The following is a 16,229-nucleotide window of genomic DNA, read 5'->3' as shown; positions in this document are numbered from 1 at the left end:
ACCCTGCCAACATTGATTATGAAAAGATATTTACTGCCTTTCTGCCTGTTTCTGATCAGTTTGAGTGCCTACGCTCACCTTGGAAGTATATCCGGGACCGTGTACGATGAGGCAACGAATCTGCCTTTGAAGGATGTCACGGTACAGCTTTCAGGACTTGGGAAATCCACTATGACCAACGAATTGGGACAGTACCGATTTGAAGGGCTAGTAGCATCGAAATACAAGATTGAGCTATCTCATGTCAGTTTTAAAGCCCAGGTGTTAGAAGTTTCGGTTCAAAACGACAAGACCGAATTTATCAAAACCCTGCTGACCCATGCTGATGTGGAATTGAGCGAGGTAGTAGTGTCTTCGCAACGCGCTCACGATCAGCAACTGATCAGTAGTATGGACATTAAGCTGAGGCCCATTACGAATTCTCAGGAAATCCTGCGAATGGTACCGGGCCTTTTCATTGGTCAACATGCAGGAGGTGGAAAAGCGGAACAAATATTTTTAAGAGGTTTCGATCTGGACCACGGAACCGACATCAGGCTAACTGTCGACGGAATGCCGGTTAATATGGTTTCGCACGCGCACGGGCAGGGTTACGCTGACCTGCATTTTGTGATTCCGGAACTTGTTCAGGGTGTAGACTTCAAGAAAGGCCCCTACAATGCTGAAAAGGGTAATTTTACAACCGCAGGCTGGGTTGATTTCAGGACGAAGGATGCATTGGAAAAGTCATTTGTAAAACTGGAAGCAGGCCAATATGACTCGTACAGGGCCGTAGCGGGGATCGATCTATTGGGACAAAAAGGGAAGGATAAAAACCAGGCGGCTTACATTGCTTCTGAATATTCATTTACCAATTCTTACTTTGACAACCCGCAGAATTTCAACCGGCTGAACCTTGTCGGCAAATTTCACGGGCACGTGGCGCCCAATACCAATCTTACGCTGACGGGTTCGACGTTTTGGAGTAAATGGAATCACTCCGGCCAGATCCCGGATCGTGCTTATGAGTCAGGTGCGATCGGATTTTATGGTTCGGTGGACCCGACAGAGGGAGGTGAAACGAGTCGTACCAATTTCAATGCACAGTTCGTAACCGTCACGCCCTCTAATTATGTGATTAAAAATCAGGTTTTTTACAGCAATTATAATTTTGAGCTGTATTCCAATTTTACTTTTTTCCTCGCAGACTCTCTGAACGGGGACCAGATCCGCCAGAAAGAGCGTCGTAACTTGTTTGGCTATAATGGCAGCATTTCCAAACAGACATATCTTGGCAAAACCAGCTGGACTACCACACTAGGCGCTCAATACCGGCACGATCTCACACATCGTACCGAATTGTCGCACACCAAAAACAGGTCGATCACATTGGATCCGTATCAGTTAGGTAATGTCAATGAACTAAATGCAGCTGTGTACGCCGACGAATTGGTTCAGCTTACAGACCGGTTTACGATCAATGCAGGACTGAGGCTGGATTATTTCAGGAGCCAATATGAAGACTTGCTGGTACAGCCGGTTGTTAAAAAACACGCCAGCGATGCCATTATTTCTCCCAAACTGAATTTTTATTACACATTCAATCCCCGGCTGCAGCTGTACCTGAATTCAGGGAAAGGATTCCACTCCAATGATACCCGGGTGGTGGTTCCGCAGGGAGGGAAACAGATTTTACCAGGAGCTTATGGCTCGGATCTGGGTGTAATTTTTAAGCCTTTTCCAAAAATGTTTATCAATGTAGCGGCCTGGTATCTTTGGTTGCAGCAGGAGTTTGTTTACGTTGGCGATGCGGGCGTGATAGAACCCAGCGGCAAGTCGAAAAGGCAGGGACTGGACCTTTCTGTAAGGTACCAATTGACCAAAACATTGTATGCCGACGTCGACATCAGTTCGGCTAAGCCGCGGGCGATCGGTGAAATGGAAGGAATGAATTATCTTCCATTAGCACCGCTATTTACCTCTACCGGTGGATTATCATTCCAAATGCCGAATGGGCTGAGTGGCTCACTTCGCTACCGGTACATGGCTAACCGCCCTGCTAATGAGGATAATTCGATTGTAGCAAAAGGCTATTTCATTGGAGATATGCAGGTTAATTATGCCAAAAAGAAATACAATGTCGGTCTTTCAGTTCAAAATCTGTTGAATACCAAATGGAAGGAAACGCAATTTAACACGGAAAGCAGGCTGCAAAATGAAAAGGAGCCAGTGGAGGAAATCCATTTCACACCAGGTACGCCTTTCTTCGCCAGACTGAGCCTTACATTGTTCTTCTGATCGATCCGAAACGAATTTACAATGATTTATGTCTTCCCGTGAGGGTAAAGAATGCAGCTATCACCGCCAGCCCTGCAAAGAACCACAGACTAAGCATTGCATTATAATAGACGATCGCGACTAAACAAATACCCGATAAAACCAGCGCTACTCCCGGAAAGAAGGGGTAGAATGGTACTGAAAACGGACGTTCAAGTTGCGGTTCCTTTCTTCTGAGAACAAATAATGCCACCATACTGATCATGTACATCACCACAGCTCCCAAAGCTGCGAGAATGATCACCTGGTCGGTAGTGCCCAGTAAAAGTGCAAGGCACCCCACGAGCCCACCGGCAATGAGTGCCCAGTGCGGAGTCTGGAAACGAGCGTTGACATTGCCCAAAAAAGAAGGTAAATAACCACTACGGGCCAATGCAAAAATCTGCCGGGAATAACCAATGATGGTACCGTGAAAAGAGGCGATTAATCCAAAAAGGCCGAGACTGGCAAAAAGCTGCGTAAGGCTGTTGTCGCGGCCCAGTACAATACCGAGTGCCGCCGGTAATGGGTAGTCGATTTCGCTGAGCTGCCGCCACGGAGCCACGCCTCCCGTAAAAATCATCACGGCCATGGCCAGTACTACCAATGTCGAAATTCCGTAAATGTAACCCAGCGAAATGGTGCGCTTTGGGTCCTCCACTTCTTCTGCTACCATCGCCACACCCTCAATAGCGAGGTAAAACCAGATCGCAAAAGGTAAGGCGGCAAAGACACCAGCCCAGCCAAAGGGCATCGGTTCAGCGACAAATGTGCTGTATGAAAAATGGGGGGCAACGATACCAATGTAGATCAGCAATTCAACCACAGCGAGCAGGGTTACTATCAATGAAAATAGCGCTGACTCCTTGATTCCCAGTAAATTGATCAGGATAAAAATCACATAGCAGGCAAATGCAACTTCGAGCACCTGCAACGACGGATACAGAAAATGGGAGTAACTCCCCAGTGCAAACGCAATAGCGGGCGGTGTCACCAGAAACTCTACCAATGTTGCGTAGCCTGCTATCAATCCTCCCCACCAGCCAAATGCCCGGTATGCGTATGAGAATGGCCCACCAGCTTGTGGAATCGACGTTGTGAGCTCCGTAAAGCTAAAAATGAACGTCACATACATGATCGTGACGACTATTGTGGCGATCAGAAAACCAATGGTTCCGGAAACGCCCCAGCCGTAATTCCACCCAAAATATTCACCGGAAATAACCAGCCCGACCGCGATGGCCCAAAGATGTATAGGTTTAAGAACTTTTTTGAGCGCAGCGGTTTGTTCAGCAGACATGAAGGATGGTTTGACTTATTCTAAAACAATACAATATAGTCTATAACTATCCTAATGCCATTTGATACTATCTAAAAATTAATTTTATCCGTATTTAATTTTGATTTACTACCTCGGGGCAGTACGCAGATAGTCGCCCATTTCCCTTACTTTGTCGGTATTCAGGTAATCGACACCCAGCGCCATCATTGTTTTCCAGGAGTTGATATTGTCCGGCGTAGCCCATATACGTACCTTTTTTCCAAGATCATGTGTTTGGGTGATCATCTTCTGAATGTTCTTTTTTTCTTTTTCGGGCAAAGGTCCCTCACCATTCCAGCTTGAATATTTTTGAAAAGCCTGGCTGATCAGCCCGATATGTGCCAGCTGTGCAGGTGTGTAGGTCACTTCCGGACGACCGTCGAAGTAAATGTAGGCGGGGTATTTTTCGAATGAAGCGGGATCGGGTACATTGCCGCTCACCACGATTTTGACCATGCCGACAGGCGCCAGTACTTTCTGATGCGGTTTCAATTCCTTGATCAGCGCAGCCAGCGTTTCTTCACCCGATGTTTTCAGGTCTATGAGCAATTGCAGCGGGATATCTTTTTGAGCATAAATGCTGCCTTCGTTTTTCTGGACCTGTTCTAAAATCGGACGCAGGTACAATGCCTGGAAAGTACGCTCAGCTTTAATGTCTTTCAGATTATGTGCTACAAAAAGGGAGTCATTGACCAAGAATATATCAGCTTCCACAGAACCAAATTGTTGCTCATAAGCGTCCACAAAAGCTCTTTTTCGCTCGTAGTCGTTATGAGAGTGAGCCTGCGCAGTGGTGTAAGCCTTGATGCTTTGTCCGTAACCGACTTGGACGGAAAGTAGAATAAAAATGAGTAAAGCAGTAAACAATTTCATAAGAAGTAGTGGAGTAGGAACGGTGGTAAGTCAGGTCGATAACACAATCTTCGGCCGTTTGATTTCGTAACCAAGAATTTTCTATGGATTTTTTGGCATTCACGGAACAAATTTTCAATGGATGCGGGGATGAGGTTAGAATATCGTTATTTTAGCCAAACTTATTACATACTGATACTTGCCAATCAGCTCCCTGCATGAAACAAAATTCTTCTCTATTTCGGAAAAAGACGGTTGAACAAATTCTTAAAGATGCCAAAGCAAATGAGCATGGAGGTCTGGCGAAGATATTGGGTGTCCGCGACCTTGTTTCTTTGGGAATAGCGGCGATAGTAGGGGCGGGGATTTTCAGTACCATTGGGGTTGCAAGTTACAATGGCGGCCCGGCGGTGTCGTTACTTTTTATTTTTACGGCGATTGCGTGCGTTTTTACAGCATTGTCCTATGCGCAGTTTGCCAGTACCGTACCAGTTTCCGGGAGTGCGTACACGTATGCTTATGTGGCGTTCGGGGAATTGTTTGCATGGATCATTGGCTGGTCGCTGATCCTGGAATATGCCGTTTCCAATATGGTAGTGGCCATTTCATGGTCAGAATATTTTACAGGAATGCTGCGGGGTTTTGGAATTATACTGCCCGGCTGGCTTACTGTTAACCTGGAAACTGCCTCGGAATCGTTTGCGAAATTGCATAGTGCGGGTGCGGCTGAGATGAGTACTTACGAAAAATTTGCCGCCGCTGCTTACGAAACCTCGCCAGCAATCGGTGATTTTCACATTATGCTCAACCTGCCTGCGGGGCTGGTGACATTGCTCATTACAGCATTGGTATATATCGGTATTCGTGAATCACGGACGGCGAGTAACATCATGGTGGTGCTGAAAATCGGGGTTGTGTTACTGGTTATTTTTGCCGGGGCATTTTATGTAAAACCTGAAAACTGGTCCCCATTTGCACCTAACGGAATCAAAGGGGTTATGGGTGGCGTAGCTTCCGTTTTCTTCGCATTCATCGGTTTCGATTCTATATCGACGACCGCTGAGGAATGTAAAAACCCACAGCGCGATATGCCCAAGGCAATGATCTACTGTCTGGTGATATGTACCGTATTATATGTACTCATCACATTGGTACTGACCGGAATGGTCAATTATACAGAGCTCAAAGTAAGCGATCCGCTCGCATTCGTTTTTGAAAAGAATGGTCTGGATTTTATGGCAGGGATTATTTCTGTGAGTTCGGTGATTGCTATTACGAGTGCATTGCTGGTGTATCAGCTGGGCCAGCCAAGGATCTGGATGACGATGAGCCGCGACGGGTTATTGTGGAAACGGTTTGCCAAAATTCACCCGAAGTATCAGACTCCTTCATTCGCGACCATTGTTACCGGTTTCGTAGTAGGGATTCCGGCCTTATTTTTCAAGATGGATTTTTTCGTGGACTTGACGAGTGTGGGGACATTTTTTGCATTCATTCTGGTGTGCGGTGGAATCCTCTACCTGGATCACAAAGGAATTTCAGCCCAATCAAAATTCCGAGTTCCTTATCTGAATGGTAAATATCTGGTGGGAGTACTATTTTTAGTGGCTATCGCTGGACTTTTGATATATGGTCAGGGAGTTCTCGCCGAATGGAAAGGGATGTCAGCCATGGAAATCATCGAGCATAAGCTGCTCACGATCGTCTTCTGGATTACCTGGGCCATACTTTCAGTGATGAGTTTCAAATACAATTTCTCCACATTGCCGGTAGCCGGAATTCTGACAAATCTTTATTTAATGACAGAACTGGGCTCGTCTAACTGGCTGATATTTGTGATTTGGCTGGCGATCGGGCTGGTGATCTATTTCAGCTATGGATATAGGAAGAGTAAACTCGCGTAGGGTTGAAACGAGACTTGGCAAGTCTGTTAGACTTACCAAGTCTTCCTTATTTCTTCTCGATTTTCAAAAGAATATAGGTATCCTCAATCTTCCGGGTTGAATCCACTTTGGGATAAGGCTTCACAGCAGTCAGGATCAGGCGGTAATCTTCTCCTGCGAACTTCCGATCCAATGTATCAGCTTCTTTAAATTTTTGATCGCATTGTCCCAAACACATTTTAACGTGTTCATTCACTCCGCCTTCGGTAGTTACGCCGGATAGTAGTAGATCAACCGTCGCATTACCTGCCCACACACACTGCACATTCTCGGGGCAGCGGCTGTCTGCCAGTCCGTAAAAAGTCAACGAAGCTTTGGGAACATCATTCAGCGTAACGGTTTCTTTGTACTTGATCCCCTCTTCCTTTTTATCCACGCCGGAGCTTTTGCATGACATCATGCCGGCTATTGTCAGTACAAGCAAAAAATACCTTTTCATAACGGTTTTTGATTACAGTTTAGACAAAGACAAAGCCAGGATTGAAAAGGTTGTAACAAGATTAGAACAAGACTTGGTAAGTCTTGCAGACTTGCCAAGTCTCAAAGAATCAAAGTGAAAACGGTGCCTTTTCCTACCTCTGAGGAAACATTGAGCTGACCGTTATGCTGCTGTAAGATCTGACGGGAAAGACTTAATCCAATACCGGAACCAGTTTTTTTGGTAGTATAAAAAGGGATAAATATATTTTCAATCGCCTCAGGTTCAATGCCATCCCCATTGTCTTGCACCTCGATTACAACATTGTCTGTCTGATAGGCAGTTAATGTGATCAGGCGGTTGGTTTGGCTGGAAAACGATTCGGACGCATTTTTGATCAGGTTGATCAGTACCTGCTGAATCTGGCTGGCATCTGCCTTTACGATTAGTGTTTCAGGCTTGACGGACAGTTTCCACAGTACGCCCGATTGGGTCAGGTCAGTTTGTAATAACTGCAAAACTTCCTGCAAAAGCTCGGCGACACTCAGATTCGCAAATACAGGTTTGGGAAGTGTAGTAAAATCGCGGTAGGCATTCACAAACTGCATCATACCCTTGCTGCGTTTTTCCAATGTGGAAAGTGCCTCTTTCAAGTCATTAACAGCCTCCTGGTCACTCGTCGATTTTTCAATGTCCTCATTCACAATCAGTCGCATGGTACCCACCAGCGAAACAATGGGAGTCATGGAATTCATGATCTCGTGGCGTAATACACGTGTCAGGTTTTGCCAGGATTCCACCTCCTGCTGCTGCAATTCCGTCTGAATGTTCTGTAAAACCACTATCCTGACCCACATACCACGCAATTGAATGGCCGCACCCTGTAATGCCAGCGGCTGGTCGGAAGGTGTCCGATACAGTTCACGTACGCCGCTGTCGAGATTCGAAAGCAGCTCAAAAAGGCGCGGGTGCTTGTCTTTCAATTCACTGAGCTGGTGTAACCTGTAAATGCCGAGCATTCGCAATGCTGCGTTGTTGATTAGGTTCACCTGGCCGGTACTGTCGAAAGTGATCAGTCCGGTACCAATATGCTGGACGATCGTATTCAGATATTGCAGGTTGGCTTCCTTTTCAGCCCTGGCCTGACGAAAAGCGTGTAAGACCTCATTAAACTGCTGGTTCAACTCTTTGAAAGTCCTGCCCATTTTGTTATCCGACCGGAAATTGATTGTAAAGTCAGAGTAGCGGACGGATTCGAGGAAATAGGTAAGCTTACGGTTTACATTCGTGACATACTGGTAGAGCAGCGAACCCTGGATAAAAATAAAGATCGTTCCCAGTACATACACCAGCATTTCGTTGGTGTGTTTGGAAGCAAGCCATGCCAAGGCAATGACACTCAGGATAATAATAATTATCCTGATCATGATCATTATACTGAAGTGCCGAAGTCCGAGCATTAAAAATTAATGAGATAGGTGGAAGGTTTTTAGTTGTCCAGGACGTTCTGCGGAACTCCCGACATTTCACTCAGAATGTATTGTTCCAATGATTTGATCTTGTAATGCGCCATGTCAAATTTGCGATCATCGAATACCTCCATGGCAGGTACTGAGATCGTAACCATCCCAGCCGCATGCGCCGAGCGAAGTCCTGCGTGAGAATCTTCAAATGCAACGCATTCTTCGGGTAACACGCCTAATTTAACTGCGGTGGTGAGATATACGGCCGGGTGCGGCTTGGTAAATTCTTCCAGCTCACCGGAATGCCAGGTATCAAAGTAGTCAATAATTTCCAATCTGCGCAGAACACCTTCGATCAGCTCCATATGGGACGCAGAAGCCACGGCCAGTTTGAGACCCTGCGATTTCAATTCTTTTACGAGTGCAATGGCGCCGGGCATGGCTTCTGCATGGGCCAGGATAGTATGGTGGGCTTTTTTCAGGATCGCGCTTTCGAGTTCTTCAAATGAGGGGGTGTTCCATGGTTGGATCTGATGGCAGAAGTCCAGGAAGAGTTTAATGGATAGGCCCGTGGTTTGAAGTTTGAGCGCTTCGGTAATTTCAAAATTGACTTTTTGCATTACTTCACGGGCGGCTTCCGTCCACATAGGTTCCGAATCGATCAGTAACCCGTCCATGTCAAATATGGCTGCTTTAATCATTATCAGGTAAGTGTCTTTTTTAATAACCACCCAAAACTACTACATTCGCGGCTTCTTTCCTTAGGTCAAATCCTTTGTAAAAATTATAAAACTGCCGGAATATGGAGTTTCATCGAGAATTGATCAACCGATATCCCACCATACTAACCATAGCTGGCTCGGATAGTGGCGGGGCTGCCGGCATTCAGGCTGATCTTAAAACCATTTCCGCGCTGGGCGCTTACGGAGCCTCCGCGATTACTGCATTGACAGCTCAGAACACCCTCGGTGTAAGGGCTACACATTCCGTTCCGCCAGCATTTTTACGGGAACAGTTGGAAGCTGTTTTTGAAGACATTACCATTGATGCGGTCAAGATCGGGATGGTCAATACTGTGGAGGCAGCACTGGTTATAGCAGACGTATTGCATCGTTTCAAACCCCGGTTTGTAGTTTTCGACCCGGTAATGGTGTCCACGAGTGGCTCCAAACTGATTCGTGAGGAAACTGTTGAAGTATTTTGGAGCGAATTATTTCCGCTCATCAACCTGATCACGCCCAATCTGGACGAAGCTCAGATCCTGATCGAAGGCAAGATTGACTCTCTTGAAAGTATGAAAATGGCAGCTTCGGAAATGATCCGCAGAGGCTGCAAGGCGGTATTGCTGAAAGGAGGCCATCTGATAGGGCCGACATTATACGATGTTTATGCGCAGCTTGGCCAGGACACCCTTACATTGGAATCAGACTTTATTGACAGCCCCAATGTACACGGTACAGGCTGCACATTGTCATCGGCGATCGCCACCTGGGTCGCCAAAGGCAATTCACTTACAGAAGCAATCATTTTTGCCAAAGAATACATTTCCGGCGCGATCGAAGCCGGGAAGGACATCAAAACCGGTCACGGCCCCGGACCACTCAATCATTCGTATGCTCCGCTGCCGATGCAAATTTTAAAAACAAGCTTGTTATGATTGATGTAAAATTATTCGGCAAATTATCCGGGTTAACCCAGCATCAAAAAGCTGAGGTTTCACAATTCATTGACTCATTAAATCCTAAATCCCGAGTGAAATCGAGTAAAAAAATTGCAGGGAAGGCAAAGGGGCTTATTGAGATATTGGACGGCTTTGATGATCCTATTCCAGGATTTTAAGATACAAGTGATGCATTTATCTATTACACAGGTTAGTTGATTTAAATGTAATAAATATTTTTTAACCCAAATTTAGGGTAAGCCATAGCTGAGTTGTCAGAATTGAAAACAACAGCTATGAAAAAATATCTCTTCACATTATTGGCCGGGGCGTGGTGCGCCCTGGCTCATGCTCAGCAACCTACGCAAACTGTCAAAGGCCGGGTGATCGACACCGAATCCCAGCAGCCCGTTATCGGTGCCAATGTAATTATCACTTCCCTCAACCCGATCGTTGGCGCTGCTACCGACACTGAGGGGAACTTCCGTATCGAAAATGTGCCGGTTGGCCGCCATTCATTCAAAATTACCAGCGTTGGTTACGACGACGCTTCTCTTCAGGAAATCAATGTGGGCTCGGGAAAAGAAGTGGAGCTGAATATCAAGCTCACGGAGTCATTCCGGGCGTTGAATGAAGTGGTTATCAAAGCGCAAAAGGAAAATGGTGCCCCGCTCAATGATATGGTCAGCGTGAGTGGCCGCTCTTTTACCGTCGACCAGACCAAACGTTTTGCAGCTGCTGTCAATGACCCTGCCCGTATGGCTTTGTCATTTGCCGGTGTCGCTACCAATGACGACGGTAGTAATCAGATCGTTATCCGTGGAAACAGCCCCAAGGGAATGCTGTGGAGAATGGAGGGAGTCGAAATTCCCAATCCGAACCATTTTGCCCAGGAGGGTTCCAGCGGAGGCGGAATAAGTGCGCTTAGTGCCAATGTACTGGGTAATTCGGATTTCCTCACAGGTGCTTTTCCGGCGGAATATGGTAATGCGACTTCGGGTGTATTTGATTTAAAACTAAGGAAAGGAAACAATGAAAAGCGGGAATATGCATTGCAAGCCGGAATCCTTGGACTCGATTTCGCCGCGGAGGGCCCGATTGGTCCGAAAGGCGGAGCTTCTTATCTGGCTAATTACCGCTATTCTACCCTTTCTGTTCTTAATAAGATTGGGGTTAATCTCAACGGCGATGCTTCGATCGATTTTCAGGATGCTGCTTTTAAGGTATATATTCCTTACGACGAAAAAGTGGTGGTCACCGTTTGGGGAATGGGGGGATTAAGTACGTCGACTGTGGATGATGATGAGTTTAAAGAAAAATTCAAATCCAATCGTGGCATGATCGGGGTCAATTACCTGAGGTACATTAACAACCGTTCTTACATGGAAAACATCGTTTCTTACTCTGCTACGAGCCAGACCGGGGATTTTTATGACAAAGATCTGAAAGCTACTTATCAGCAAAATTTCGTCAATCAGGCGCTCAGGATTTCTTCACTTTATAACTACAAGGTGAATGCAAGAAATACGGTGAGGTTGGGTATCATTGTGAATCATCTCGATTTTAACCTTTTTGACCGGGATGATGAGGACGGTCCATTTCGGGTCAATGTTGACGGGAAAGGAAATACGCAGCTGTTCCAGGGTTATGCGCAATGGAAGTCGCGTGTATCGCCTACCGTAACCATCAACGCAGGCTTGCATGGAATGCTTTTGGGACTGAATAACCAACATTCAATCGAGCCTAGACTTGGTATGAAATGGTCGGTGGCGCCGAAATCCACGATCAGTTTTGGCGCAGGTTTGCATAGCAAAACCGAGTCTATCTCAACCTATTTTGCGCAGGTGAAAATACCCGATGGCAAGACGGACCTGCTCAATAAGAACCTTAAACTGACCAAATCTGCACATTTGGTACTGGGTTATGAATTCCGGCCAACGTCCAGCTGGCGGATTTTGGGAGAAACTTACTACCAGCATCATTATAATGTACCAATCGGCCCTGCTAACACGACAACGCCTTTACTTCTACACAATTCGCAGATTAATGAGATCAGCGGTGTCGTGAGTGACTCGCTAACCAGCGATGGAAAAGGACGCAGTTATGGCGTGGAACTGACCGTGGAAAAAGCGTTGACAGGTGGTTTTTACCTGATGAGTACCACGTCGCTTTACCAGTCAAAATACACAGGACGTGACGGAATTGAGCGTGATAGCAGGTTTAATGGTCAGTATGTGCAGAATGTGTTGGCTGGGAAAGAATGGAAAGTGGGGAAAAACAAGACCAATATTTTCGCAGCAAATATCAAACTGCTTGCTGCCGGCGGCAATCGTACGACGCCTATTGATCTTGCAAAATCAAGGGAAACAGGTAAGACTGAGAGAGACTGGACGAGGAGTTATTCAGAACAATTGCCCCATTATTTCCGGTCGGATCTTCGGGTAAGTTATACCAAAAACAAAAGGCGCACTACCTCGACCATTTCGCTGGATATCCAGAATGTGACCAATCGTTTGAATGCCTATGACCAGCATTATGACAGGAAAAAAGACCGTGTGGAACTCATTACTCAAACCGGTTTGCTTCCAATCCTGAACTATCGCCTTGAATTTTAAGATCCTAATGTTGAATTAATGCGCAGCTGATGCTTCCAACTTTGGAACGGTTGTTTTAAGGATCTTTTCAGAATGGTTATTTCAGAAGATTAAAAATACAACAGTTATGGAAAAGGATTTTGAAAATAAAGAAGCAATAAAAAAACTTAAATCACTGGCAGAAGACATCCGCTTTTGTATGTATACCACTTACAATGATGGGAAAATAGCGTCAAGACCGATGACTACATTGGAAATTGACGACGACGGAAATGCATGGTTTTTCACCAGTCGCAATACAGAAATTGGTGAGGAAACAGACCGCAGAGAGCCAGTAACACTGATTTATTCTGACCCCAAAAACAACACGTACATTAGCGTTTCAGGGAATGCGGCCATCATAGAAAGCGAAACGAGAAAAGAGGAACTGTGGAACCCCATGTCGAAAGCGTGGTTTCCGGAAGGTAAGGACGATCCTAACCTGGTGGTATTGAAAGTAACCACCGATGAAGCGGCATATTGGGACAGTACTTCGTCCAAAATGATTGTATTTTTCTCCATGATTAAAGCTGTGCTGACAGGAACCACTCCTGAGGGAGGTGACCACGGAAAGTTGAATCTGGTTGGATGAGTTGGATATATTGAAATGGAAAATGGCTGGTTGACAAATGTCGATCAGCCATTTTTGCGATTAGGCTGTTTACGAAAGGGACGGAGCAAACCGATCATCCGAATAAGGAATGATTTTTTTAACAAATGCTTCAACTTGATCACATTAAATCAATTCCCATGCACCAAAACAGGCTCCCGAAAATTGCATTGATACTTTTTGTTGTACTTGTGATAGCAGGTCTGGGGTGGTATTTTTTCAAAAAATATAAGAGTGAAAATGCCAATCCGGTTTCGGGACTAAAACCCAGGGTGGAAATGGGATTGGGGCAGATCAGTAACATTACCGATAGTACCATTGACCTTACATTGAAATTGCTGGTCGACAACCCATTACCTGTTGGTTTGGACATTAAAGACTTCAATTATTTTGTCAAAATGAATGGTGTGACGATTGTTGATAACAGGTATGCAAAGCCACTGCGGCTGGAAGCACGAGATAGCACAGTTGTGGAATTACCGTCACAGTTGAAAATTAAGGATCTAAAAGCAGAAGGGGATGCGGAGGCTGCAAAAGGGCAAGATAGCGCCGACTACCATTTCGAAGGCCGTTTTCATCTGGCCAAACCATTTCTGGGTAAAGACACCATTGTGCTGGACATGGATAAAAGACTGCCGCTATACCGACTTCCGAAAGTGGAAATTGTGGATTACGATATGACGAAGTTCCGGTTATCGAAGTCAGAGGTAGTGCTGAAACTCAAATTTTCAAATCAAAACCCATTTCCGGTTCAATTTGAAGATCCTTCGTATGTGGTGGATCTGGGCAAGCAAAAGCGGTTGGCTGAGGGAAGTGTAAAGGGGACTACTAAAATTAAAGGGAAAAGCAGTGAAATCTACGAGATTCCGCTGGCCATTGATATGGGTAAAATTTTGAAAGCGACCGGCCAGTTGATTGCGCAAGGCAAGTCGCTTCCATTTACGCTTTATTTCAAAAGTAAGTTGGTTTCTGAAAATGAGATATTCAAAAACAGCAATGTGAATGTCATCGTCAATGGTGAGTTGAAGGACGTTGAAACCGTTCAAAAGAATTTGAAAAAATGATTATTTGGCATCAAACCAGATCGTCATTTCGTTCGCGCCGCGGTTTGCCCAGGCATAGTAGGGGATCAATGTAATGTTGCCTTCATTGGCTTTCAGCACATTGATACCGCCGAGCAGGTCTTTCTGGAACTGCGGAACAAATGACTGAGTGCCTGATACTCGGATGGCAAGTGCCTTACCATCGTTATCGTGACCTTCCGCGCAATATAACACCGGCCCGCGCTCGATAGCGACTTTGCCCTGATTGGTTTTAACATTTTCGTTCGACACTACTGTGCGTACAGGCATATCCAACGTCAGTTCTATTACGTCTCCCTTTTTCCAGGGGCGGGTCAGTTTGAGATAGCCTTTTTCAATGGTCGCATCACTTTTTTTTCCATTGATCAACACGGTAACCGGTTTAGAAAGTTTATCCTGATAGGTGTACAAATTACCAGGAATTGCCTCGCCCGCAGCCCAGCCCGGAATGCGGATGGATAGTGGAAAATTGGTGGGTTTTTCTGGTGAAACTATGATTTTGATATTTCCCTCCCAGGGATAATTGGTCTGTTGAGCCAGTTTAACCGGCACATTACCGACCGTAAGACTGGCCTCATTAGCGGCGAATAGATTCACAATAAGCTCATTACCATGTGTAGCGTAAATGTAACCTGGCATCGACGGCAGGAAGCGCGATACATTGGTAGGGCAGCAAGCTGTCCCAAACCACGACTGCCTCTCAGCCCCGTGCCCGCTTTTGAAATCATTCACCCCATTGGAAGCCATTGGATTGACATAAAAATATTTATCGCCATTGACGGACATTCCACCCAGAAAACCATTGTAAAGCACACGTTCGAAAACGTCCATATACTTGGCCTCGCCGGTAGATAGGTACATTTTATGATTCCAAAGCATGTTAGCTATGGCAGCGCAGGTTTCTGCGTAAGCATTATCATTAGGCAGAACGTACTCTTTATCAAATGCCTCTCCGTCTTCCCGCGCGCCCACGCCGCCAGTAATGTATTGTTTTTTGTAAGTAGCGTCATCCCAGATCGCGTGAATGGCGGTGTTGTACTGCGGATTATTTTCCAGCGTCAGCATGTCAGCCACAGCAGTGTACAGGTACTGCGCACGTACCGCATGCCCCACCGCCTCACGCTGGCGAACAAACGGTACCTGATCCTGAAAGTAGGAAGGCCCAAGCTTGTGCTCGTCCAGAAACAATGTACGCTTGTCGGAGCGACCGCGCATGTCGATAAAAAAACGGGAGAGATCGAGGTATTCTTTTTTGCCGGTAGTACGGTAGAGCCTGATCAATGCTATTTCGATTTCTTCATGACCCGGCACTACTACCAGTTGCCCGGGTTTAGGGCCGATGGTTTTGACCAAATGATCTGCATTTTTAATCGCAACATTGAGCAGGTTCTTTTTGCCGGTGGCTTCGTAGTGTGCAACGGCTGCTTCATAAAGGTGCCCCACATTGTAGAGCTCATGGCTGCCGTTTTCGAAAGAATATCGGTATGGGCCCGCGATCCAGTCGTAGGAGCCGGTCGTGTCTTTGTTGATTGTACGGAGTGTGTACAGGTAGCCGTCGGGTTCCTGGGCGGCTGCAAATAGAGTGATCAGGCTATCCAGATAGTGATCCAGCTTAGGATCGTAGTGATTTTGAAGTACATAGGCGGCCCCTTCCACTACTTTGAAAACGTCCGAGTCATTGAAACGGACGCCTTCAAATTTGCCTTTTGCGAGTCCACCAGCGACTGCAAAATTGTTGATCCGGCCCGATTCTTCACATTGTTGCAAAGCATGCGGAATGGTTACATTCTGAGCGGATTGCACACGGTCATGCCAAAAACCCTGACTGGTTTTGACGTTTTTTAAATGGACGGGGGCAATTTTAGTTTCCTGGGCGAATAAAAGATTACAGCAAAAAATCAGGCAGAAGAATGGAATATATTTGGTCATTACCGGAACAAATTGATTTAAAA

13 protein-coding genes are annotated in these 16,229 nt (G+C 45.9%); 7 read left to right on the top strand and 6 right to left on the bottom strand.

The genetic code is table 11. The features are described from left to right. Positions 1-18 precede the first annotated feature (18 nt). The gene (locus ABIO93_RS32300; protein ID WP_348074180.1) at positions 19-2,277 is read left to right on the top strand and encodes a TonB-dependent receptor; all 2,259 of its coding nucleotides are present in this window, start codon (positions 19-21) and stop codon (positions 2,275-2,277) included. A gap of 16 nt (positions 2,278-2,293) precedes the next feature. Here the strand turns inward: ABIO93_RS32300 and eat are convergent, their stop codons facing one another. Further along, the gene (eat, locus tag ABIO93_RS32295; protein ID WP_348074179.1) at positions 2,294-3,595 is read right to left on the bottom strand and encodes an ethanolamine permease; all 1,302 of its coding nucleotides are present in this window, start codon (positions 3,593-3,595) and stop codon (positions 2,294-2,296) included. Between the two features lie 108 nt (positions 3,596-3,703). Beyond that, positions 3,704-4,489 carry a phosphatidylinositol-specific phospholipase C/glycerophosphodiester phosphodiesterase family protein gene (locus ABIO93_RS32290; protein WP_348074178.1) on the bottom strand — a complete coding sequence of 262 codons (786 nt, stop codon included), beginning with the start codon at positions 4,487-4,489 and terminating at the stop codon, positions 3,704-3,706. Positions 4,490-4,686: 197 nt separating this feature from the next. On the opposite strand from ABIO93_RS32290, the gene ABIO93_RS32285 reads away from it, so the two are divergent. Next, positions 4,687-6,372, top strand: coding sequence for an amino acid permease (locus tag ABIO93_RS32285; RefSeq protein ID WP_348074177.1), 1,686 nt, complete (start codon positions 4,687-4,689; stop codon positions 6,370-6,372). 46 nt (positions 6,373-6,418) lie between these two features. On the opposite strand, the gene ABIO93_RS32280 is transcribed toward ABIO93_RS32285, so the two are convergent. From ABIO93_RS32280 to hxpB, 3 genes are all read right to left on the bottom strand, one after another. Continuing rightward, positions 6,419-6,850 (bottom strand): hypothetical protein, encoded by a 432-nt coding sequence (locus tag ABIO93_RS32280; RefSeq protein WP_348074176.1) that lies wholly within the window; start codon positions 6,848-6,850, stop codon positions 6,419-6,421. Between the two features lie 101 nt (positions 6,851-6,951). Further along, positions 6,952-8,262, bottom strand: coding sequence for an ATP-binding protein (locus tag ABIO93_RS32275; RefSeq protein ID WP_348074175.1), 1,311 nt, complete (start codon positions 8,260-8,262; stop codon positions 6,952-6,954). Positions 8,263-8,318: 56 nt separating this feature from the next. After that, a complete protein-coding gene (gene hxpB, locus ABIO93_RS32270) occupies positions 8,319-8,993 on the bottom strand; it encodes a hexitol phosphatase HxpB (protein WP_348074174.1) in 675 nt (224 codons plus the stop codon). Between the two features lie 101 nt (positions 8,994-9,094). Between hxpB and thiD the strand changes: the two genes are divergently transcribed. The 5 genes from thiD (at position 9,095) to ABIO93_RS32245 (ending at position 14,259) form a co-directional block, all read left to right on the top strand. Further along, the gene (gene thiD / locus ABIO93_RS32265; protein ID WP_348074173.1) at positions 9,095-9,949 is read left to right on the top strand and encodes a bifunctional hydroxymethylpyrimidine kinase/phosphomethylpyrimidine kinase; all 855 of its coding nucleotides are present in this window, start codon (positions 9,095-9,097) and stop codon (positions 9,947-9,949) included. Further along, positions 9,946-10,131, top strand: a complete 186-nt coding sequence (locus ABIO93_RS32260) for a hypothetical protein (protein ID WP_348074172.1) — start codon at positions 9,946-9,948, stop codon at positions 10,129-10,131. The genes thiD and ABIO93_RS32260 overlap by 4 nt, the downstream gene beginning before the upstream one ends. Before the next feature lie 117 nt (positions 10,132-10,248). Then, entirely contained in the window at positions 10,249-12,567 is a 2,319-nt protein-coding gene (locus ABIO93_RS32255) for a TonB-dependent receptor (protein WP_348074171.1), read from the top strand. Positions 12,568-12,673: 106 nt separating this feature from the next. Then, the gene (locus tag ABIO93_RS32250; protein WP_348074170.1) at positions 12,674-13,177 is read left to right on the top strand and encodes a pyridoxamine 5'-phosphate oxidase family protein; all 504 of its coding nucleotides are present in this window, start codon (positions 12,674-12,676) and stop codon (positions 13,175-13,177) included. A gap of 125 nt (positions 13,178-13,302) precedes the next feature. Next, positions 13,303-14,259 (top strand): LEA type 2 family protein, encoded by a 957-nt coding sequence (locus ABIO93_RS32245; protein WP_348074168.1) that lies wholly within the window; start codon positions 13,303-13,305, stop codon positions 14,257-14,259. Here ABIO93_RS32245 and ABIO93_RS32240 read toward each other — a convergent pair whose 3' ends face one another. Continuing rightward, positions 14,260-16,206, bottom strand: coding sequence for a beta-L-arabinofuranosidase domain-containing protein (locus ABIO93_RS32240; RefSeq protein ID WP_348074167.1), 1,947 nt, complete (start codon positions 16,204-16,206; stop codon positions 14,260-14,262). Positions 16,207-16,229 lie beyond the last annotated feature (23 nt).

This window comes from Dyadobacter sp. (assembly GCF_039919315.1).
Lineage (GTDB): Bacteria > Bacteroidota > Bacteroidia > Cytophagales > Spirosomataceae > Dyadobacter.
The sequence above is the reverse complement of the archived record's forward strand: the minus strand, read 5'-3'. Positions and strand labels throughout refer to the sequence as shown.